The organism is Microbacterium sp. SORGH_AS_0862 (genome assembly GCF_030818795.1).
Classification (GTDB): Bacteria; Actinomycetota; Actinomycetes; order Actinomycetales; family Microbacteriaceae; genus Microbacterium.
Genome location: NZ_JAUTAY010000001.1, coordinates 2,534,362 through 2,555,118 on the forward strand (window position 1 = coordinate 2,534,362; position 20,757 = coordinate 2,555,118).

General features: G+C 66.7%; 16 protein-coding genes and 2 pseudogenes. 10 read left to right on the forward strand and 8 right to left on the reverse strand.

From position 1 onward, the window contains the following. Positions 1 to 47 precede the first annotated feature (47 nt). The gene (locus QE377_RS12320; RefSeq protein WP_307323547.1) at positions 48 to 656 is read right to left on the reverse strand and encodes a hypothetical protein; all 609 of its coding nucleotides are present in this window, start codon (positions 654 to 656) and stop codon (positions 48 to 50) included. 232 nt (positions 657 to 888) lie between these two features. On the opposite strand from QE377_RS12320, the gene QE377_RS12325 reads away from it, so the two are divergent. The 7 genes and pseudogenes from QE377_RS12325 (at position 889) to QE377_RS12350 (ending at position 8,020) form a co-directional block, all read left to right on the forward strand. Beyond that, positions 889 to 1,416, forward strand: coding sequence for an RNA polymerase sigma factor (locus tag QE377_RS12325; protein WP_307323549.1), 528 nt, complete (start codon positions 889 to 891; stop codon positions 1,414 to 1,416). Between the two features lie 382 nt (positions 1,417 to 1,798). Beyond that, positions 1,799 to 2,260: pseudogene (locus QE377_RS17375) on the forward strand (putative T7SS-secreted protein); the annotation flags it as partial. After that, positions 2,202 to 3,113: a hypothetical protein gene (locus QE377_RS12330; protein ID WP_307323552.1), complete on the forward strand. Its 912-nt coding sequence runs from the start codon at positions 2,202 to 2,204 to the stop codon at positions 3,111 to 3,113. The pseudogene QE377_RS17375 and the gene QE377_RS12330, both read left to right, overlap by 59 nt. Next, positions 3,113 to 3,586: a hypothetical protein gene (locus QE377_RS12335; protein ID WP_307323555.1), complete on the forward strand. Its 474-nt coding sequence runs from the start codon at positions 3,113 to 3,115 to the stop codon at positions 3,584 to 3,586. The genes QE377_RS12330 and QE377_RS12335 overlap by 1 nt, the downstream gene beginning before the upstream one ends. Next, complete coding sequence (locus QE377_RS12340) at positions 3,583 to 3,867, forward strand: WXG100 family type VII secretion target (protein WP_234074652.1); 285 nt, start codon at positions 3,583 to 3,585, stop codon at positions 3,865 to 3,867. The genes QE377_RS12335 and QE377_RS12340 overlap by 4 nt, the downstream gene beginning before the upstream one ends. A gap of 462 nt (positions 3,868 to 4,329) precedes the next feature. Further along, positions 4,330 to 6,477: a hypothetical protein gene (locus tag QE377_RS12345; protein WP_307323559.1), complete on the forward strand. Its 2,148-nt coding sequence runs from the start codon at positions 4,330 to 4,332 to the stop codon at positions 6,475 to 6,477. Positions 6,478 to 6,610: 133 nt separating this feature from the next. Next, positions 6,611 to 8,020 (forward strand): AAA family ATPase, encoded by a 1,410-nt coding sequence (locus QE377_RS12350; RefSeq protein ID WP_307325995.1) that lies wholly within the window; start codon positions 6,611 to 6,613, stop codon positions 8,018 to 8,020. A gap of 597 nt (positions 8,021 to 8,617) precedes the next feature. Here QE377_RS12350 and QE377_RS12355 read toward each other — a convergent pair. Together QE377_RS12355 and QE377_RS12360 are read right to left on the reverse strand one after the other, a co-directional pair. Beyond that, positions 8,618 to 9,148, reverse strand: coding sequence for a hypothetical protein (locus QE377_RS12355; protein ID WP_307323561.1), 531 nt, complete (start codon positions 9,146 to 9,148; stop codon positions 8,618 to 8,620). Positions 9,149 to 9,183: 35 nt separating this feature from the next. Then, entirely contained in the window at positions 9,184 to 9,588 is a 405-nt protein-coding gene (locus tag QE377_RS12360; protein WP_307323563.1) for a hypothetical protein, read from the reverse strand. A gap of 199 nt (positions 9,589 to 9,787) precedes the next feature. On the opposite strand from QE377_RS12360, the gene QE377_RS12365 reads away from it, so the two are divergent. After that, positions 9,788 to 10,672: an aminodeoxychorismate lyase gene (locus QE377_RS12365; protein ID WP_307323565.1), complete on the forward strand. Its 885-nt coding sequence runs from the start codon at positions 9,788 to 9,790 to the stop codon at positions 10,670 to 10,672. Positions 10,673 to 10,872: 200 nt separating this feature from the next. Here the strand turns inward: QE377_RS12365 and pstB are convergent, their stop codons facing one another. The 4 genes and pseudogenes from pstB to pstS all read right to left on the reverse strand — a co-directional run bounded on the left by pstB (position 10,873) and on the right by pstS (position 14,909). Next, positions 10,873 to 11,652: a phosphate ABC transporter ATP-binding protein PstB gene (gene pstB / locus QE377_RS12370; protein ID WP_137417695.1), complete on the reverse strand. Its 780-nt coding sequence runs from the start codon at positions 11,650 to 11,652 to the stop codon at positions 10,873 to 10,875. 24 nt (positions 11,653 to 11,676) lie between these two features. After that, positions 11,677 to 12,768 (reverse strand): phosphate ABC transporter permease PstA, encoded by a 1,092-nt coding sequence (gene pstA / locus QE377_RS12375; RefSeq protein ID WP_307323570.1) that lies wholly within the window; start codon positions 12,766 to 12,768, stop codon positions 11,677 to 11,679. A gap of 1 nt (position 12,769) precedes the next feature. After that, positions 12,770 to 13,718: pseudogene (pstC, locus tag QE377_RS12380) on the reverse strand (phosphate ABC transporter permease subunit PstC). Between the two features lie 78 nt (positions 13,719 to 13,796). Further along, the gene (gene pstS, locus QE377_RS12385; RefSeq protein WP_307325999.1) at positions 13,797 to 14,909 is read right to left on the reverse strand and encodes a phosphate ABC transporter substrate-binding protein PstS; all 1,113 of its coding nucleotides are present in this window, start codon (positions 14,907 to 14,909) and stop codon (positions 13,797 to 13,799) included. A 182-nt stretch (positions 14,910 to 15,091) separates the two neighbouring features. Between pstS and QE377_RS12390 the strand changes: the two genes are divergently transcribed. Next, entirely contained in the window at positions 15,092 to 19,024 is a 3,933-nt protein-coding gene (locus QE377_RS12390; protein WP_307323573.1) for a Pls/PosA family non-ribosomal peptide synthetase, read from the forward strand. After that, positions 19,021 to 20,298 carry a M1 family metallopeptidase gene (locus QE377_RS12395; RefSeq protein WP_307323575.1) on the forward strand — a complete coding sequence of 426 codons (1,278 nt, stop codon included), beginning with the start codon at positions 19,021 to 19,023 and terminating at the stop codon, positions 20,296 to 20,298. The genes QE377_RS12390 and QE377_RS12395 overlap by 4 nt, the downstream gene beginning before the upstream one ends. On the opposite strand, the gene QE377_RS12400 is transcribed toward QE377_RS12395, so the two are convergent. After that, positions 20,249 to 20,755 carry a 4'-phosphopantetheinyl transferase superfamily protein gene (locus tag QE377_RS12400; RefSeq protein ID WP_307323578.1) on the reverse strand — a complete coding sequence of 169 codons (507 nt, stop codon included), beginning with the start codon at positions 20,753 to 20,755 and terminating at the stop codon, positions 20,249 to 20,251. The genes QE377_RS12395 and QE377_RS12400 overlap by 50 nt on opposite strands. Positions 20,756 to 20,757 lie beyond the last annotated feature (2 nt).

The window sequence follows — 20,757 nt, forward strand, 5'->3', positions numbered from 1 at the left end:
TCGCCCGAGCAGCCCCCACCTTGTTTCGGTTCGAATCGAACCGCGACTCAGTAGTCGGTGTAGTGGTAGATCGTGTTGTTGGCTACGGTGCCAGCCACGGGGACGCCCAGCAGGAACGCAGTTCCGGTCAGCGTTCCGGAGTAGGTGTGTCCGCGAAGCTTGCTCGTAGTCACCGACCCCGCGAAGCTCGAGACGGGCGCGGACCCGCCGCTGAGACCGCTAGAGAGATCCGCGATGCTGAACGCGCCCGCGAAGGTGGTCGCAGGGATCGCCATGGCGATGCTGTAGTGGTAGACGCCACTCGAGGCGGTGACTGTCAGGGTCCCGGCGTCTCCTGGGTACGTCACTCTGGACGTCACTTCTCCCGGAGCAGCAGGCGACTCGATGCGCTGCAGGGGGAACACCGCGGTCTCGCCCTCAGCGAGCGCGTAAACCTCGCCGTCGAGCTCGAGCACGTACTCGGCAGCGGCATCGGTCGATGCTGGCTGCGCGGCGTTCGCGGCTGGTGCGACCAGCCCGACGGAGAACAGCCCGATCAGGGCGGCGAGAGCGATGCCGAACGACCGCTTGCGGCGGCTGAGTTTCGACCGGGAGGAACTTGTAAGGGCTTCGGGGGACTGGTCAGCTTGGGTCGACTCATCGATCATCGTGCTCATTTCCTTCTCCTTCATCCTGGGATCATGCCGCCAACAGTTGGAAGCTGCCGTCGTTGACCAATGCTGTTTGTCGAGGCACTCGATCCTGACAATCAGGTCAAAGATGCCTTGTGTATACGGAGGGTTAAATCTGTCCTGAGCGGTTCGTCAGGAATTGGCGCTTCGGCAAACTGATGTTTACGACCGGGTCTGTCCGCACCGGCAAGGGGGGAGCTTGACATGCGGGAGCAAGGTGCCTGAGAGATTTGCTGCTCTGTACAGGAGCACCTATCGCACGATTGAGAGGTATATCCGGATACGAACCGATGACATCGAGCTAGCACGGGATCTCGCCGCGGAGACGTTCGCGATTGCCTGGGCAAAGTACTCCAGTGGTGTGGATACCTCGATCAGCTGGCTGCTCAGGACAGCACGGAACCTTGTCGGCAACGAGTACCAGCGGCGTGAGCGCGAATCTGAACGACTCCGTCGGCTCATGCTGGAGGAGCTGACTACGGCGCAGTCATACAGCGATCATCAGAACCACATCGAGCTATGGGAAGCGATGGCCCGTATCCGTCCGGTTGAGGCGCTCGTACTGCAGCTCACCTATTGGTACGGATTGTCCGCGACAGAAGGCGCGCAGTTCCTCGGGTGCTCCACAGCGTCGTTCTGGCAACAGATGACCCGCGCTCGCGCGGCGCTACGGCGAGAGCTCACGCTCGACGGTCCCGGATCGGCGAGCACGGCTGTCCATGTCGGACATGTCCGACATGGATAACCTCGAGCGACGCCTCCGCGAAGCCAATCACTACGAGAAGAAGTTCAAGTGGTCCCGGGAGCACGAAAACGAATCTGTGGACAACTCGCGAGTCCCGCGCCTGAACGCCTTACGCTGGCAGCCTGCAAATGACGGGGGAGGTCATGGTCAGGTTCGCAGTGGACCCAGAAGAGCTGTCGACCACGGCTGCGGCGGTGGAGAGCATTCGCGCTGAAGCAGGGTCGTTCCTTGAGACGTGCTCTGCTGACGTAGGGAACACTGATGTAGCCGCCGCGATCTCTGAGATGTTGTCGCAAGTCGCCTCAACCTGGCAGAGCCAGACCTCGGAACTGGACGAGATCTCGAACCGACTCCGAACGACCGCTGATCTGTATCGTCGCGCGGATCTGGACTCTGCTCCACGCGGGGATGGAACACTCCCATGAGCGAGCTCGGGGAAACGACCGACCCGGTGCTGCTCGTGCCAGGCTCTGTGTCCGGGCTCATGGATTCCGTCACGCTCTGGCGAGGTCGTAGCGATCTAGCGCGAGCGGTGAGCGATCGACTCCACGACCTTCGTGCTCCGGAGAGCTGGCAAGGCGACGCAGCAGCCGGATTCACCAGTCGACGTGACGCTGCTGCGGCTTCATGGGAAGCATCCGCGGAGATGCTGACCCGGGCAGCCGACTCGCTTGATGAGTACGCGACCACACTTGGGTGGGCGCAGCAGAAGGCCGCTGACGCCATCGACATGTGGGCGGCGGCGGCCAGCGCAAACCGCAGAGTCCGCGCGCCGCACTCGCGAGATGGAGCGGCTGGCGGGCCCTGGAGACATCCTTCCGCCCGCTATCGACGGAGGCGCTGAGCTTCGCACCGAGGCGCGGGCACTTCTCACCTATGCCCGAGAGCAGGTCGCGACCGCCGGAGCCACGGCGGCCAGCGACCTCCGTGCAGCAGCAGGCATTGCTCCACCTGCTCCGAACCCATGGAACGCCCTCGGCGTTCTCGGCGCCGTGATGGTCGAGATGCAGATCCAGATTCACTGGAACACGATCGTGGATCTCGTCAATGGGACTGCGTCGATCGGGAATGCGATCCTCAACAACCCCGAAGCGCTCCTCACAGTCCTGGGTGGATCCGCCCTGATCGGTGGCGGTGCAGGCCTCATTGGTGGCGGTGGGGCGGCGTCCCTGACCGGTGCCGGGGCGGCCGTCGGTGCCCCATCGATTGGAGCAGGTCTCGCCGCGGTCGGCGCCGGCGCCGCCGCTGTGGGGGCAGGCGCCACCGTGATCGCGTCCGGGGCTCTCGGAGCGAACAGAGTCGAGTTGCTTGAGCGCCGCGGGTACGACCGAGGCGACGGACGAGACGTCTACGGTCAGTTTGCCAACGGGCAGAGCTCGAAGCCCTGGGTCGATAAGGAGAAACAGGGGCTCGATGAGGTCGAAGAAGAACTTGGAGCCACGATCAACCGAGATAAAGTGCGAGCTTCCGCCGAGGGCACGGACCAGCAGCGATACTTCGATGGTCTCTACAAGAACCCCGACGGCACTTACACGGCCGTCGAAGTGAAGAGCGGAAGCGCCGTTGACAAGTACCTTCGGAATGAAGGCAATCAGAAGGCGTTCGATGATGCCATCTCGCCGTCCAGCCCCGCCCGCGTGCGTATCAATGGTGAGTGGGTCGATGTCGTGAAAGTTCGAGTACAGGTGGTGGAGTGATGAGCCGGTTCTACTACACAATCGGCGGCCGCAACTCGACGGAGTTCGTCGCCGACCTCCGGCCGCCCAAAGAGCAGCTCGCTCACCTCCTCGGGCTGCTTCACGCCGGGAAGCGCTCGACCTTCACGCTCGCGCCTGTGCCCGACGGCGTCGAAGTGCTGCGCTTTATCCGTAGCGGGGGCTCCGACGTGTTCCTGCAATGCGCCGGAACGGGCGACCAGCTCACGATCGAGTGGCGACGACGCGAGGACGACGGGGAGACCAAGCTCTACACGCTCGGACATAGCGAGCGTCACGCTCCGGAGCTGGTGACCATCGAGTTCTTCAATGGGGAGCGCAGCACCCAGGTCCACCCCGACGAGGTGTTCAGCGTCGACGAAGCGATCGAGGTCTTCTACGCCTACCTACAGACCGGCACGATTCCTTCCGGTTACGCACTGAGGGAGTTCGACATGACTTGGCCAAAGCCATGACCATCCAGTTCGACAGCGGACAACACGACCAGCTACTCCACCAGCTGCACGCAGCCACCTCTGCCATCCAGGACCACCTCACGGATCTCGAGGACGCCGTTGGAGAGGTCGAGGAGCGCTGGAACGGCGCTGCCCGCGCGGCGTACTCGGATGCTCAGATGCGGTGGTCGGCCGCCATGCGGTCTCTCCACAGCGTTCTCAAGCAGGCGGACGACGCCGCCGCGAAGGCCGGCGAGACACTGAGCGCGGCCGAGAGAGCAGCGGTCAGCCTCTGGGCCTAAAGCCAGAGGCTGTGTTCGGGCGGCCGGGACTGTGGACAACGACTCTCGGATCAGAACGTCGCTGGGTACGCTGCATGGCCATGGACGATGTCCTCGCTGCTGCGGCTCAGCCACGGTGTCCGGAGTGTGGCACCGCCCTGCGCACGCGCGCCTACGGGCTCTACTGCGGTGGCTGCAAGCTCGACGTTCTGGATGTCGGTACGGGGGAGTCCATCGGCCTTTCCGCCCTCGCGGCTGAGCTGGGGCACGCAGAGCATCGGCTAGGGATGAGGATCTATCACTACGTCCGTCAGAAGTACCCGGAACATCGTCCGGATGACCCGTGGCTGCTGACACCGGGAACAGGCCGACGACGTGCGGAGGGACGTACGGTGACGCCCCACGCGGCGCGCACGCACCCACTGAAGACGTAACAGGGTTTCGTTCATCCGGACGTCCATAGCCGGGGCTACTGTGCGGCTCATGGCGAAAAATTCGACCGCATTGACTGCCCCGCAGGTGGCAGTGCTCCGCTGGATTGAGGCGGGATGTCCGGAGGGCGTCTACACCGAAGGATGGGAGCATCGGATCGCTGCGCGCGCTCTCGAACGTCGTGGCCTGGTCAGCATCGGCGGCCGCGGTCCGACCTGGCGCGCCACGATCACCACCTCCGGCCGTTCTTGGCTGGCAGCGCCGCCGATGCCTGATGTACTGCCGTCCGACTCGGAAGCCGAGGCGTTGATCTCCCGGGTCGTCGAGGCTGGCGGTTCCCTCACAGTCGAAGCGGCGCAGGGGGACGAACTGAAGTCGCTTGAGCGTCTGGTGCGGGCAACGCTTCTCTCTGGCAATCGTCCTCGAGGGCAGAAGCTGGAGTTATCGGGGAACTGGTACTACTCGCGTAGTTCGGAGCGCACTGTGCGGCTGGTGCCGTACTTCGAGGACTTCGTCGAGAAGCATCCGGTGCCCGTACCGGACCGTGTCGGGAAGTACCACCCGGTAGTGCGGCACTATCTCGACAGTCGAGACTGGCAGTACGTCTCGAAGGACCACCTCAGCCGGGCTGCTCGGATCCTCCAGGCCATTGCTACCGAGGCAGAACGACGCGGGCTCACCGTGATCTCACCCAGCAAGGCGAAGAACAACCAGAACAAGCATCAGTCGAGGCCCGTGGACGGACACCTTTGGCTTCAGACAGCGCACGGTGAGTACTCCGTCCAGGTACGTGAGGGCGCCGGCAAGGGTGGACGGACGCTGGAGTATCAGGAGCGGTACAACGCCAAACAAGCCAAGTGGCTCTGGCGAAGGCAGACCGAGTTCATCTCCATAGCCTCGGCGATTTCCGGAGCAGCGGGCACGCCAACTGAGGAGATGCTTGCGAAGTGTCGGTTCAACGCGGGATTCATGGTCCTTGGTGATCTTGCTGTGGAGTCCAACCCGCCCGATCGCTTGCGCGAGTGGGCACTCTACGATCTTGCAGCTCAGCTAATGGTCGACAACAGCGACACACTCGCGTCGGCCTATGTGATACGGGGGAACGCTGGATCGGGTTTCGCCGCGCTTGGCGTAGAAGCCATCCCTGCAGGCGCTGATCTGGATGTGGTGGGCATCGTTCGGCAGTCGATCTCGGAGCTTGCACCTGAGCTTAGACAGCTCGTGAAGGAGGCGGATGTCAGCGTTGCTGCGCCGACGGGGTATTCCTTCGCCCGCCTGTGTGAGGCTTTCCTCGCGATAAGTGACGCGTCCACGACGATCCGCGACGAAGACCCTGAGCTCGTTACGCTGTATACGTACGGTATCGACACGATCAAGGCGAGCGTGGTAGCGGAGATCGCGCCGCATTCGCACCCGCTCCTTACGCGTGCAGGTGCGGCTTTCAAAGACGTCCTGACTTTTGTGGAGATGCCGGAGGGAAATCCGCTTCCAACGTTGACTGTCGGTAGAAGCAACGACACGAACGGGTATAACGCGGGGGATGCGATCAGCGTCACAACCACAACGTATGGGGCAGCATGCTCGGCGTCGTTCAAGCTGGTCAACGGTGGCTCCGGATACCTCTTGACGGCTGGTCACTGCTACTCTCCCGTTGCGCCCAACGGTTCGAACGGTGCAGCGGTACGTAACACCAACAGCTATGTCTCGCCATGCGGCGGATACACCAACGGCATGGGTCATCTCTTGCGATTGGCTGATGTCATGACACTTCAGTTCGGCCGACTGCTCTCCCGCTCGATCATCGTTGCGGTGGCCAGCGTGGGGCTTGCCTTCGCTGTGACGGCCTGTGTTGGTCCGGGCGCTGCAGGCGGGCAGACCGGGCCCACTTCGGCAACGACGGCGACGCCTTCTCCGGCACCATTGATGTCCGTCGAGGAGACCGTCCGTGCCGCGAAGGATTTCACCACATATGACGATGCCGTGATGGCGTTCCAGCAAGTCAAGGAGGCGGTCGACCGCGAGTGCCTGCCGGGCCTGAGCAACGTGGAGGCAGAAGGAATAGAGAAGACCTTCGAACTTGACCGCGAGCTTCTCACCACGAAGTCCGGCACCTACAATGCGACCACAGACTTCACGCTCTCTTTCATCCCAACTGTGATCACGGTCTGTCTGGGTGGCATCTCCCCCTATGCTCCGTGACGGGGGTTGCCCTGGCAATCGTTTCTGCCCAGAACGTAGACACTCCGGGTCGTTCCCTGGCCGGTTGAGTTGACTCGGTCCCCTATGCTTCCAGCTTCCAGCTTCCAGCAGGAACGGGCGTTTCCAGCAGGACATTGACCGGGTTGTCGCGGAGCTCGAACGAAGCATCCAGGAAGCCGAAGGTTTCTACGCCCTCGCATCAGTTCTCCGCTCTACTTACGATGACCTGCAGACGGAGGGTGATAAGGCGATCGCTGCGTATGAGACGGCCAAGATCGCCTATGTAGGGCGGGCTCGATACTTCATAGACATACTCCGCGAGAAGCGCCGAAATCCGTTCACGACAACCGCGGTGGTCGATGACGTTCCGTTTGATCCACCGTCTGGTGTGCCCGTGATCCGTCCGTTCGAGGGACACGACGACCGCAGTGCGAGACACACGCAGCTTGTGGATGACGCCGCCAAGCGAGTGGAGATGGCGAAGATCAGCGCCTTTGCTGACGAGTACGTCGAGCGCAACGAGGCGATCCATAGCCGTCGCGAGGCTACTAAGACGCTTGCGGCAGAGATCACAGAGCTCACAATTTGCATCATCAGGCTCGAGAACGTTGAGACTGACCCGCTTCCGAAGGCCGACGAGCTGACCCGCCACGTTTCTCGGCTTCTCGGGCGTACCGATCTCGAGTTCCGCATGGACGAAGCAACAACGCGCTACCGCATCGAGCGCAACGGGGCTCCCGCAACTCACCTCAGCGAAGGTGAGCGCACGGCGATCGCGCTCCTGCACTTCCTAATCGGCGTCCGACAAGACTCGAACGCAGGTGACCCGCCAGTGATCGTCATCGATGACCCTGTCTCGAGCCTCGATGACTCGATTCTCTTCGGCGTCTCGTCGTACTTATGGGCTGAACTCGTCACCAAGCAGTACGTCAGCCAACTATTCCTGCTCACCCACAAGTTCGAACTTTTCCGGCAGTGGGTGATCCAGATCGCGAGTGGAAGACGATTCATAGCTGGTGGAGCCACCATCCAAGAGATTCGCATGCGCTACGAGACCGAACGAGGGGGAGCGCTACACAGGGTGCCCCGCATCGCGACATGGGCAACTGACGAGAAGCTCAGCCGTCGCTTGCGGTCGCTCTACCACTTCTTATTCGCGAAAGTAGCGACAAGTCTCATCGAATCCAAGGAGGACCTCGGTCTCGCAGAACGTATGGAACTCTTATCTCTCGTTTCCAACGCGGCACGCAAGATGCTCGAAGGATTCCTGAGCTTCCGCTATCCGCAACACATCGGCAGTTTTCATCATGGCTTACAAGCCGCAATGGCGGATCTTCCCGACGATGCCGTGCGCAATAGAGTGGAGCGCTACATGCACGCCTATTCGCATAACGAAGAGGGCGATATCTCCGCCGCAGTGGATCCAGCCGAAGTTGGCCCAGTTGTGCAATCGCTGTTCGAGTTGATGCGAGTAGTGGACGAGAAACACTTCAATGCGATGTGCGTTGCGCTGGAGATCGATTCCGTGACGTTGCTGTCGTGACATGCATCGATGTGCCCCGGTAGTGACAATTCAACTGCGTCCTACATACTTAAGCTTGCCTTACGGAGAACGCTGGTTCATAGTCAGCGGCATCTATGCCGCGCCTCACAGATTCCACCTCCCTTGAACAACGAAACCTTCTCGTAGGCCGCGACCAGAACGCGCTGCTCTGGAGTGACGTGCGCCGGCAACCGAACAAGGCCCCGTCGACGGACTATCTCGTGGAGGGTCGAGGGGTGTACCCTGAGCGCCCTCGCCTGCTCTCGCACGTTCGCACTGCAGCGGTACGCCTCGGCAAAGACCGCGATCGTGGCAGCGTCGAGGCGCTTCGCTTGTCTCAAAGCGACGGGAGCTTCAGGCCTGCGAACTCCGCTGTGAGCAGCCAACTTACGGAGGTGGGCCGCCCTGCCCGAGTATTTCGAGTACCCCTGAACGAGCCCCACCACATCCGCACTATTCGAACAAGCGGCCCCAAGATCAAGGTCGCTCGCCGTTGCATCGCGAGCGTCATTCGATTGGCTGGCGCTCGACTCTCATGATCATCGACAGCGTTCCCCAGCCGCGGAGATGTCGATCTCCGCCCCGCCAGGAAGACGCTCAGTCCCGCGCGTGCCACTCCGTCGCTCCGATCTCCTCCTTCGTCACGTCAGCCAGCGAGACCTGGCGCGCGTCGGCAGAGTTGAGCTGCACGATCCAGTCGGGGCAAGGGACGTCGCGGATCCGCGCGACCGCGGCAACGGCGTCAACCCGAAGCGTGCCGCAGCCGAACTGGACTGTCGATTCGCTGTACAAGCCAGCATTCACCTGCGAGATCGCTGGAACGAAGATGTCGACGGACGTCGCATCCAAGCTGGTGGAGAAACCGTAGATCGTCGACGCGCGCCGCTCGTGCTCGGCCGTGAGTTGCTCCTCCGGTGTCAGGAACACGTGCGCAGCGAGCGGCAGGAGGTCAGTTCTTGTGACGACACCGTACTCTGCCGAGAGCGCTGCATCCATCAGACCTTGAGCGATGAAGTCCACCCTTACGGCGATGCCTTGTGCGGCGCCCCGCTCCGATGCTCCATAAGGCGTCGAGATCGTGCCGCACGCTGTGAGCAGCAGCGACCCAGCTGCCGCGATCATCGCCACAGCGGCGCTACGTCGTACCCGCAGAGATCGGCGTTTCATGGTCGCTCGCTGCGGTGAGGGACGACCCATGTTCGGAACTCGTCCCAGGCGAGACTGCGACCGCCGGAGTGGTAACGGAAGAAGAACGCGTATTCCCCGGCGTCGTCCGCATTGCCGTCGTCGCTGATCTGTCGCTGTAGTCCCGCCCACCACAACGACTGCACGGTCGTTCGGCGCGGCCAGGACACCCCGTCGATCTCGATCACGGCGAGCAGCCGTCCCGTGCTGTCTTCCAATGTCCAGGCGACGCGGCCCGCGACAGACGCGAGGTAGAACCCGTCGACGGCACGGACGATCACTTCGCCGAGTGTCGCATCGTCCGGCATCTCCCAGGTCTCGGCGTGGCTCTCGACATCGTCTCCCATCGCGACGGAGTCGCGGTCGACGTTGATCCTCAGCACGGGGCCAGGTTAGCGAACCCGTCACCCCGCTGGTCTTGCAGCGCTGCGACGAGAAAAAGTAAGTGCCAGGCCGCAGAAACGCCTCTCGGCGCAAGGCCGCTCGGAGCGGCAAGTATTGGAGCCCGGGGTTACTGCGGCCCGGCTGTTCCAGTGTAACCGAGCATGGCCGCTACCTATTCCGCCCGCGTAGGCTCGGGGAATGGCCTGGCGATACGCACTCCTGCTCGCACCCGCCGCATCCGATGACGCGCGCACCGACTTCACCGGCACGTTCACCCCGATCGATCCGTCGGCGCCGGCGCTCAGCGTGGGCGAGCTCAGCACGCAGCGCGGTGACGGGATCTTCGAGTCGATCGGAGTCGTCGACGGCCATGCTCAGGAGGTGTCAGCCCACCTCGAGCGGCTCGCGCACTCGGCGCGGCTGTGCGATCTTCCCGTGCCCAACCTCGCACAGTGGGGGCAGGCCGTGGCGGCGGCCGCATCCGAGTGCCCGGCGGGGGAGTGCGTCATCAAGCTCATCCTGAGCCGCGGGGTCGAGCACGGCCCGACGCCGACCGCGTGGGTCACCGTCGCCGAGGCGCCGAACAACACCCGTGCGCGCCGTGACGGCATCCGCGTCGTCCTGCTTGACCGCGGGTACGACAGCGGTGCCCCGGAGCGTGCGCCGTGGCTCCTGCTCGGCGCGAAGACCCTGTCGTATGCGACCAACATGGCGGCGATCCGCGAGGCCCACCGACGGGATGCGGACGACGCCGTCTTCGTCACGAGCGACGGCGTGTTGCTCGAGGGTCCCACCTCCTCCCTCGTGCTGCGCCGAGGCGACCGGTTCGTGACACCCGCGCCGGGCGCCGGCATCCTGCACGGCACGACGCAGCTCAGCCTGTTCGCGCACCTCGCCGAGTGCGGATTCGAGGTCGACTACGCCACCCTTGGCGTCGACGCGCTGCGCGAAGCGGATGCGGCCTGGCTCGTCTCCAGCGTGCGCCTCGCCGCCGGCATCACCTCCGTCGACGGCGCGTCGCTGCCGTACGACGCGGCGTTCACCGCCGAGTTGAACGCGCACCTGCTCTCGTCGCGCGACTGACCGCATCCGGGGCCCGTCGTTCGGCCCCGCCAGCGCGAGGCGCCACACTTTTACGCACCCGCGCCAGTGATTAACTGTGGCGGATGCGGGGAAGTGGCGCATCCGCGCACATGCGACGCAACTTGGGCACCCCGAAGACCACCACACGCGGAAGGGGCGGCCGCGCCGAAGCGCGACCGCCCCTTCCGGGCGCCGTCGGATCAACCGAAGCGGCCGGACACGTAGTCCTCGGTGGCCTGCACGCTCGGCGTCGTGAAGATCGTGGAGGTGTCGTCGTACTCGATGAGCTTTCCCGGCTTGCCGGTGCCGGCGATATTGAAGAACGCGGTCTTGTCGCTGACGCGTGACGCCTGCTGCATGTTGTGCGTCACGATCACGATCGTGTACTCGCTCTTGAGCTCGTCGATCAGCTCCTCGATCGCGTACGTCGAGATCGGGTCGAGCGCCGAGCACGGCTCGTCCATCAGCAGCACGTCGGGCGAGACGGCGATGGCGCGGGCGATGCACAGACGCTGCTGCTGACCGCCCGAGAGGCCGGAGCCCGGCTTGTCGAGGCGGTCCTTGACCTCATTCCAGAGGTTGGCGCCCTGCAGCGACTTCTCGACGAGCGCATCCGCGTCCGACTTCGAGATGCGCTTGTTGTTCAGCTTGACGCCGGCCAGCACGTTCTCGCGGATCGACATCGTGGGGAACGGGTTGGGGCGCTGGAAGACCATGCCGATCTGGCGACGCACCAGCACGGGGTCGACGCCCTGGCCGTAGAGGTTCTCGCCGTCCAGCAGCACCTCACCCTCGACACGCGCGCCGGGGATGACCTCGTGCATGCGGTTCAGGGTGCGAAGGAACGTGGACTTGCCGCATCCGGACGGACCGATGAACGCCGTGACGCTGCGCGGCTGGATGTGCAGGCCGACGCCCTCGACGGCGAGGAAGTCGCCGTAGTAGACGTTGAGGTCGTTGACTTCGATGCTCTTTGACACGAAGGGGTTCTTTCTCTCGGGAGATCAGCGGCCGGTCTTCGGCGCGAAGACCTTCGCGACGATCCGGGCGACGAGGTTGAGGAGCATGACGATGAGGATCAGCGTGAGCGCTGCGGCCCAGGCGCGATCCCAGTACGCCTCGGGCGGGATGCCCTGGTTCGCGTACTGCGTGTAGACGAAGACCGGCAGCGTCTGCATGCGGCCGTCGAACAGGTTGTAGTTGAGCGAGTCGGTGAAGCCGGCCGTGATCAGCAGCGGCGCGGTCTCGCCGATGACGCGGGAGATCGAGAGCATGACACCCGTCGTGATACCCGCGATCGCGGTCGGCAGCACGACCTTCACGATCGTGAGCCACTTGGGGACGCCGAGCGCATACGACGCCTCGCGCAGCTCGTTCGGCACGAGCCGCAGCATCTCTTCGCTCGAGCGCACGACGACCGGGATCATCAGCACGGCGAGGGCCACGGCGCCCATGATGCCCATCCGGATGCCGGGCCCGAAGAACAGCGCGAACAGCGCATAGGCGAACAGACCCGCCACGATCGAGGGGATGCCGGTCATGACGTCGACGAGGAAGGTGATCGCCTGGGCGAGTCGGCCACGACCGTACTCGACGAGGTAGATCGAGGTGAGCAGTCCGATCGGGATAGAGATGATCGCCGCGGCGAGCGTGATGAGCACCGTTCCCCAGACGGCGTGGACGACCCCGCCGCCCTCACCGACGACGTTGCGCATCGAGGAGGAGAAGAACGTCGCATCGAAGCGGGCCACACCGTTGGCGATGACGGTGAACGCGACGGAGACGAGCGGCACCATGGCGATGAGGAACGCGCTCGTGACGATGCCGGTGACCAGGCGGTCGACGGCCTTGCGGCTGCCCTCGACGATCGTGGAGATGACCGTGATGAGCGCGAGATAGACGAGTGCTGCCGACACGAGCCAGCCCGCCACGTTCACGCCCTCGCCGGTCGCGGTTCCGAGGATGGCGAAGACGGCGAACATCGCGGCGAGCGATGCGCCCAGCAACACCCAGGGGAACCATCCGGCCAGGCGGCCTGCGCGCAGCTGTGCGCCGGATGCGGTGCGCGCGGGTGCAGCGGATTCGGTGATCGTCATGTCAGTTCGCCCCCGAGAATTCCTTGCGGCGGCTGACGATCCAGCGCGCGATGGCGTTGACCACGAAGGTCACGATGAACAGGATGAGGCCGGTTGCGATGAGCACGTTGATGTTCGTGCCGTAGGCCTCGGGGAAGGTCAGCGCGATGTTCGCGGCGATCGTCGAGGGGTTCTGAGAGGTGAACAGCTGCCAGGTGACGGCGCCCGTGGTCGAGAGCACCATGGCCACGGCCATGGTCTCGCCCAGAGCACGGCCGAGGCCGAGCATGGCACCCGACACGATCCCGGAGCGACCGAAGGGCAGCACAGCCATCCGGATCATCTCCCAGCGGGTCGCGCCGAGGGCGAGCGCGGCTTCTTCGTGCAGCTTCGGCGTCTGCAGGAACACTTCGCGGCAGATCGCCGTGATGATCGGCACCACCATGACGGCGAGCACGATGCCGGCGGTGAAGATGGTGCGCCCCGTGGCCGAGACGTCGCCGGAGAAGAGCGGGAACCACCCGGCGTTCTCGCTGAGCCACGAGTAGACCGGCTGCACGGCGGGGGCGAGCACGAGGATGCCCCACAGGCCGAAGACGACGGAAGGCACCGCGGCCAGCAGGTCGACGATGTAGCCGAGACCCTGCGCGAGACGGCGCGGTGCGTAGTGGGTGATGAAGAGGGCGACGCCCAGCGACAGCGGGACGGCCATCAGCAGGGCGAGGAATGCGGCCCAGACCGTGCCGAACAGCAGCGGTGCGACATACGCCCAGAAGTTGGAGGAGAGGAGGGATGCCTGGGAGGCGTCTGCTCCGAGAGCCGGGATCGACTGGATGATGAGGAAGATCGCCACGGCGGCGAGCGTCACCAGGATCATGCTGCCGGCGGCCAGAGCGGAGCCGGAGAAACCAGATGTCTCCCGGGCGCCGTTTGGCAGCGGGGCGGGTGGGTCCCGCGGCGGTGGCTGTCATCTATCGCTTTCTCGTCGTGTTCGGGTCAGGACGGGCCAGAGCGGCCCCGGGGATGAACCCGGGGCCGCTCTGTGCGTGTCAGGAGATGGCGTCGATGGCCGTCTGAGCGCGCTCGCGCAGCGTGTCGGAGATGGGGGCGCTGCCGGCGTTCTTGGCGGCGGCCTCCTGGCCCTCCTCGCTGATCGCCGTCGTGAAGAAGCCCTGGACGAGCTTCGCCGCAGCGGCGTCGGTGTACTTCTCGCAACCGATCAGGTAGCTGATGAGAACGACGGGGTAGGCGCCGGCCTCGGTCGTGGTGCGGTCGATCGTGATGGCGAGGTCGTTGTCGCCGCGGCCGTCCTCGAACGGCGACGCGTCGACGGCCGTGGCCGCACCCTCAGCGGAGTGCGCGACGAAGTCGTCGCCCACCTTGACGGCGACCGACGAGATGCCCGCGGCCTGCGAAGAGTCGGCGTAGCCGATCGTGCCGTTGCCGCCCTTGACGGCGTTCACGACGCCCGAGGTGCCCTGGGCAGCCTCGCCGCCCGAGATCGGCCACTCCTCGACGGAGCCGTAGGTCCAGCCCGCGGCGTCGGTCTTGGAGAGGTAGTCGGTGAAGTTGCCGGTCGTGCCCGACTTGTCGGAGCGGTGCACGGGCGTGATCGCCAGGTCGGGCAGCTTCGCGTCCTTGTTGGTCGCGGCGATGGCCGGGTCGTTCCAGTTGGTGATCGTTCCGGCGAAGATGCCCGCGATCGTGGCGGGGTCGAGGTTGAGCTCCTTGACGCCCTCGACGTTGAAGATGATCGCGATCGGCGACACGTAGGCCGGGATCTCAACGAGGCCCGAGTCGGGCGCGCAGGCGCTGAACGGGCCGGCGGTGATCTCGTCCTTCTTGAAGGCGCGGTCGGATCCGGCGAACTGCACGGCGCCCGACTGGAACGACTCGCGGCCGGTGCCCGAACCCTGCGGGTCGTAGTTGACGGTCAGGTCGGCGTTGGCCGTCTGCAGCAGCTGCGTCCAGGACTGGATGGCGACCTGCTGCGACGTGGCGCCGGAGCCGTTCAGGGTGCCGGAGAGGCCGGTGGGCAGCGACGACTCGGAGCCGGCGGAGGTCTCGGTGCCGGCGGGCGCCTCGTTCGCGGCGCAGCCGGCGAGCGCGAGTGCCGCGATGGCGGCGATGGCGCCCACCTGGGCGATGCGGGTGATCTTCACTGTGAAATCCTTCACGTGTCAGGGTTTACGGGCCCGGTGCAGGGCTCGCCGAAGACGCTAAGCAGGCGCGTTTACCAGCGTCCGCTGTGCGGGTGAACGGAAGGTGAACGAAGCGAGGCGGATGCGGTCGCGCGGGTGCGTGGCGACACCATCCGTTCACCCGCGCTCCCTACTTTCGGCGCATGCTCTCCGATTCGCAGGCCGTTCTGGACCGATCCGCTGAGGCGCCGTCGCCTCGCACCCTGGTGGACATCCTGCGTGAGAGCGCCAGGCGCCATCCCGAGGCGTCGGCGATCGACGACGGTTCGGGAGCCTTGAGCTACGCAGAGCTGATGGCCCACGTCAGTCGCACCGCTGCACGCCTGATCTCCGCCGGCGTCCGCCGCGGCGACCGGGTGGGTGTGCGCATGCCGTCCGGGTCGAAGGATCTGTACGTCGCCATCCTCGGGGTGCTCGTCGCCGGAGCGGCGTACGTCCCCGTGGATGCGGACGACCCCGACGAGCGTGCACGGCTCGTGTTCGGGGAGGCGCGCGTGGCCGGGGTCATCGGGGCCGGCGGTGTGTACGTCGCGTCGGAGGGGTCGACGACTGCGGTCGAGCTGAATGACGGAGATGCCCCGCATCCGTCGACGCGCGCGTTCGACGCGGTTCCGGTCGTGACGGAGGAGGACGACGCCTGGATCATCTTCACCTCCGGCTCCACGGGGGTACCGAAGGGGGTGGCGGTGAGTCACCGGTCGGCGGCGGCCTTCGTGGATGCCGAGGCGCGCATGTTCCTCCAGGATGCGCCCCTCGGCCCGGGTGATCGGGTGCTGGCGGGCCTCTCGGTCGCCTTCGACGCGTCCTGCGAGGAGATGTGGTTGGCCTGGCGCCACGGCGCCTGCCTCGTCCCGGCTCCTCGCTCGCTCGTTCGTTCGGGGGAGGATCTCGCACCGTGGCTGATCCGTCAGGGCATCACCGCGGTTTCGACGGTGCCGACGCTGGCGGCGATGTGGCCGGCGGAGGCCATCGAGAATGTGCGGCTGCTCATCTTCGGCGGGGAGGCGTGCCCGCCCGAACTCGCCGCGCGCCTGCAGGCCGAGGGTCGCGAGGTGTGGAACACCTACGGGCCCACTGAGGCGACCGTGGTGGCCTGCGGCTCGCTCATGGACGGCTCGGCCCCGGTGCGGATCGGACTGCCGCTGGACGGCTGGATGCTCGCCGTGGTGGATGCCAACGGTGCGCGTGTGGGCGAGGGTGAGATCGGCGAGCTGATCATCGGCGGCGTCGGCCTGGCGCGCTACCTCGATCCGGCGAAGGATGCGGAGAAGTACGCGCCCATGCCTTCGCTGGGGTGGGAGCGCGCCTACCGCTCGGGTGACCTGGTCCGCTTCGAGAGCACGGGTCTCGTGTTCCAGGGTCGGGCCGACGACCAGGTGAAGGTCGGGGGGCGGCGGATCGAACTCGGCGAGGTCGAGTCCGCGCTGCAGGAGCTCCCGGGCGTGCACGCCGCCGCGGCGGCGGTGCGGCACAGCGAGGCGGGAGTCGCTGTCCTGGTGGGTTATCTCGTTCTCGAGCCGGGGGTCGAACTCGACCGTGCCGAGGCGAGGGCCCGCCTGGCGGAGAGCCTCCCGGCGGCGATCGTCCCGCTGCTCGCCGTTGTCGACGAGCTGCCTGTCCGGACATCGGGCAAGGTCGACCGGGCCGGGTTGCCGTGGCCGCTGCCGGGCGTGGAGGCGCCGCCGTCGGGACTCGATCCGGCCGAGGCGTGGCTGGCGGAGCAGTGGCAAGCGGTACTGGGTGTTGCGGTCCCCGGGCGGAAGGCGGACTTCTTCGACCTCGGCGGCGGCTCACTGGCCGCCGCGCAGCTCGTGTCCCGCATCCGTGCGCGCGTCCCGGAGTTCGCCGTCGCCGACATCTACGACATGCCCCGTCTGTCGGCGATGGCGAAGGCGCTCGGACCCTTCCTGCCCGACGCTGAGAGCGGCGAGTACCGACGCCCCGAACCGACGCCGCGCGCGACGCAGTGGCTGCAGACGCTGGCGGGTGCCCCGTTGTTCATCCTGTCCGGCGTGCGTTGGCTGCTCTACATCCTCACCGCGGGCACCGTCCTCAACCTCTTCCCCGGCTTCGGCGCCCTTCCGACGGCGCCGGTGTGGCTGCTCGTGGTCGGGTGGCTCATGTTCGCGACGCCGTTCGGGCGGATGGCGCTCGCCGCCGCATCCGCGCGTGTCCTGCTCGCGGGGCTGCGACCGGGGGACTATCCGCGCGGGGGAGCGGTGCATCTGCGGGTGTGGCTGGCGGAGCAGATCGCCGACCAAGTGGATGCGGTCGGTCTCGCCGGGGCCCCCTGGATCACGTACTACGCCCGGGCTCTGGGAGCCCGGATCGGCCGCGACGTCGATCTGCACACGCTGCCTCCCGTCACCGGGATGCTCGAGGTGGGCGACGGTGCGTCGATCGAGCCCGAGGTGGATCTGCGCGGCTACTGGATCGACGGCGACCTCCTGCGCGTGGGCGCCATCCGCATCGGCGCCGCGGCGACCATCGGCGCGCGCAGCACCCTCGCTCCGGGCACACGCATCGGGCAGCGCGCGGAGATCGCCCCCGGCTCCGCCGTCTTCGGGCGGGTGCGGGCGGCGCAGACCTGGGCGGGATCGCCTGCGGTCCGCGTGGGCGCGGTCGCGAAGGACTGGCCCACCGAGCGGCCCCCCACTCCGCACCGCTGGATGTGGGCGTACGGCGCGTCGGCGCTGGCGCTCGCCGTGCTCCCGGTGTTCGCGATCCTCTGCGGCGCGGTCGTGCTGGCCGCCGGAGTGCAGGGTGCCCCGTCGTTGTCCGCCGCATTCGGTGCGGCGGCGTCGTGGCTCGTGCCGGCCGTGCTGGTGTGCGGTCTCGTGCTCGCCGGCGTCGTGGTGGTCGCGGTGCGCCTGCTCTCGATCGGACTCGTGGAGGGCACGTATCCCGTGCGCAGCCGGGTGGCGTGGCAGGCGTGGACGATCGAGCGCCTTCTGGACGCGTCGCGCACCATCCTCTTCCCGCTCTACTCGAGCCTGTTCACTCCCGTCTGGCTCCGGATGCTGGGCGCCCGCGTCGGCCGCGACGTCGAGGCGTCGACGGTGCTGCTGCTGCCGTCGCTCGCCCGGATCGAGGATGGCGCCTTCCTCGCCGACGACACGATGGTCGCCTCCTACGAGCTGCACGCCGGGTGGATGCGGTTGGGCACCGTGCGCATCGGCAAGCGCGCCTTCCTCGGCAACTCCGGCATGGCGGCGCCCGGGCATCGCGTGCCTCGTGACGGGCTGGTGGCGGTGCTGTCGTCGGCGCCCCGCAAGGCGAAGCCGGGGTCGTCGTGGCTGGGCTCGCCCGCGGTGCGGCTGCGCCGCGCCGTCACCGAAGCGGATGAGTCGCGCACCTACCGTCCGACGGCCGGTCTGCGCCTCGCGCGGGCGCTCTGGGAGCTGTGCCGCTTTGTCCCCGTGGTCGTGACCTGCGCCATCGGGCTGTCGGTGCTGTTCGCGCTCGCGGGACTCACGGTCTGGCTCGGCTGGCTGGGGGCGCTCCTCCTGTCGGGGATCGTGATGCTCGCGGCGGGGGCCGTCGCGGCAGCGGTCACCGTGGTCGCGAAGTGGACGATCGTCGGCCCCATCCGGGCAGGCGAGAAGCCGCTGTGGTCGAGCTTCGTCTGGCGCACGGAGGTCGTCGACACGTTCACCGAAATGGTGGCGGCGATGTGGTTCGCACGTGCCGCCGTGGGCACACCGGCCCTGGCGGTGTGGCTGCGGGCGATGGGCGCGCGCATCGGCACCGGTGTCTGGTGCGACTCCTACTGGCTCCCCGAACCGGATCTGGTCACGCTCGGCGACGGAGCGACGGTCAACCGGGGCTGCGTCGTGCAGACCCACCTGTTCCATGATCGAATCATGAGCATGGACACCGTAAAGCTCGAACCCGGCGCGACGCTGGGTCCGCACAGCGTGATCCTGCCCGCGGCCGTCATCGGTGCCGACGCGACCGTCGGTCCCGCATCCCTCGTGATGCGCGGCGAGGCGGTTCCGGTCGGCACCCGCTGGAGCGGTAATCCCATCGGCCCCTGGCGTGCGGTCAAGGTGCGCGCGTACCAGTCGACCTCGTGACCGGCGACGCCTACGCCCCGCGCAGCGGCGACGTCACCTACGACGTCGTCTCCTACGACCTCGACCTCGACTACCGGGTTCGCACCAACCGCCTGAGCGGCACAGCCACGATCGTGGCGACCGCGTCGACCGATCTGCGCGGCGTGTCTCTGGATCTCATCGGGCTGCGCGTCACCCGGGTTCGTGTCGACGGCGCGAGCCCGGCGGTGCAGCGCCAGAGCGCGCACCATCTGCAGATCGGATTCGGTCGTGACGTCGCGGCAGGGGAGGCGTTCACGATCGAGGTGCGCTACGACGGCTCGCCCGCGCCGCGCCGTTCGCCGTGGGGCACGATCGGCTGGGAGGAGCTGACCGACGGAGCCCTCGTGGCGAATCAGCCGACGGGGGCGTCGACCTGGTTCCCCTGCAACGACCGTCCCGACGACCGCGCCCGGATGCGGATGAGGATCGCCACCGACCGCGAGTACACCGCCGTCGCGGTGGGCACCCGCATCCTCGATCAGGTGCAGGGGCGCCGTCGGATCACGGAGTACGTCTGCGACGTGCCCACCGCGACGTATCTGGCGGCGGTGCAGATCGGTCGCTACGGGCGCACCGTGATCGACGCCCCGGTGCCGGTCGAGCTGTGGGCGCCGACAGCACTGCGGGCGCCGGCCGCCGCGTCGTTCGCCGACCTCCCGCGGATGATCGCGGCGTTCGCCGAGCGGTTCGGGCCGTATCCGCAGAGCCAGTACCGCGTCGTCGTGACCGCCGACGATCTCGAGATCCCGCTCGAGTCGCAGGGTATGGCGGTGTTCGGCGCGAACCATCTGGATGCGGCGAGCGAGCGACTGGTGGCGCACGAGCTCGCTCACCAGTGGTTCGGAAACAGCGTCGGCATCGCGCGCTGGCAGGACATCTGGCTCAACGAGGGCTTCGCCTGCTATGCCGAGTGGCTGTGGTCGGAGGCATCGGGCGGACCGGATGCCGACGCCTGCGCGCGTGCCCATCTGCGGCAGCTCGCGGATGAGCCGCAGGACCTGGTGATCGCCGATCCGGGTGCGGCCCTGCTGTTCGACGACCGGGTCTACAAACGCGGCGCTCTCGCCCTGCATGCTCTGCGGCTGCACCTGGGCGACGGCGCGTTCTTCGATCTGCTCCGCGCCTGGACCGCAGCCCACCGGCACGGTCTGGTCGTCACCGATGACTTCCGCGGCCTGCTCGACGATGCCTCGGCAGAGGTGCTCAGTTCGTGGATCGATCGGGTTCCGTTGCCGCGGCTCGCGCGACGCTGATCACGAAGCCCGCGGGGGCGTCGTCGTCGCGGCCGTGCACCGCGCGACCCGCGAGGACCGCCATCCAGTTCACGCCTTCGGCGACGACAGGCAGCCGGACGCCGTCGCGGAGATCCGCCCCGACCGCCTTGGTCGCGGCCTCGAACCGCGTCCAGTCCCGCAGGGTTGCGCCGGGAGCGAGCCGATCGAGCCGCGCCGGTGAGGATGCGGCGCCCTGCTCGACGTCGACGCCGATGTCACCGTCCTCTGCCAGCGCCGCGACCACCAGATCGCCCGCGTAGGCGAGGGAGACGGAGCCGCCTCCCTCGAGGCGGGGCCGCCCGTGATCACCGCCGCACCGGGAGCATGGTCCGTGCCGGAGTGTGCGCCCCGTGGCGTCGCGGACGAGCCGGGCGGCAGCCGTTCGTCGTTCGGCGCCGTCCCGCGTCGTCCAGACCACGCGGATCGCGTGCGGCATGT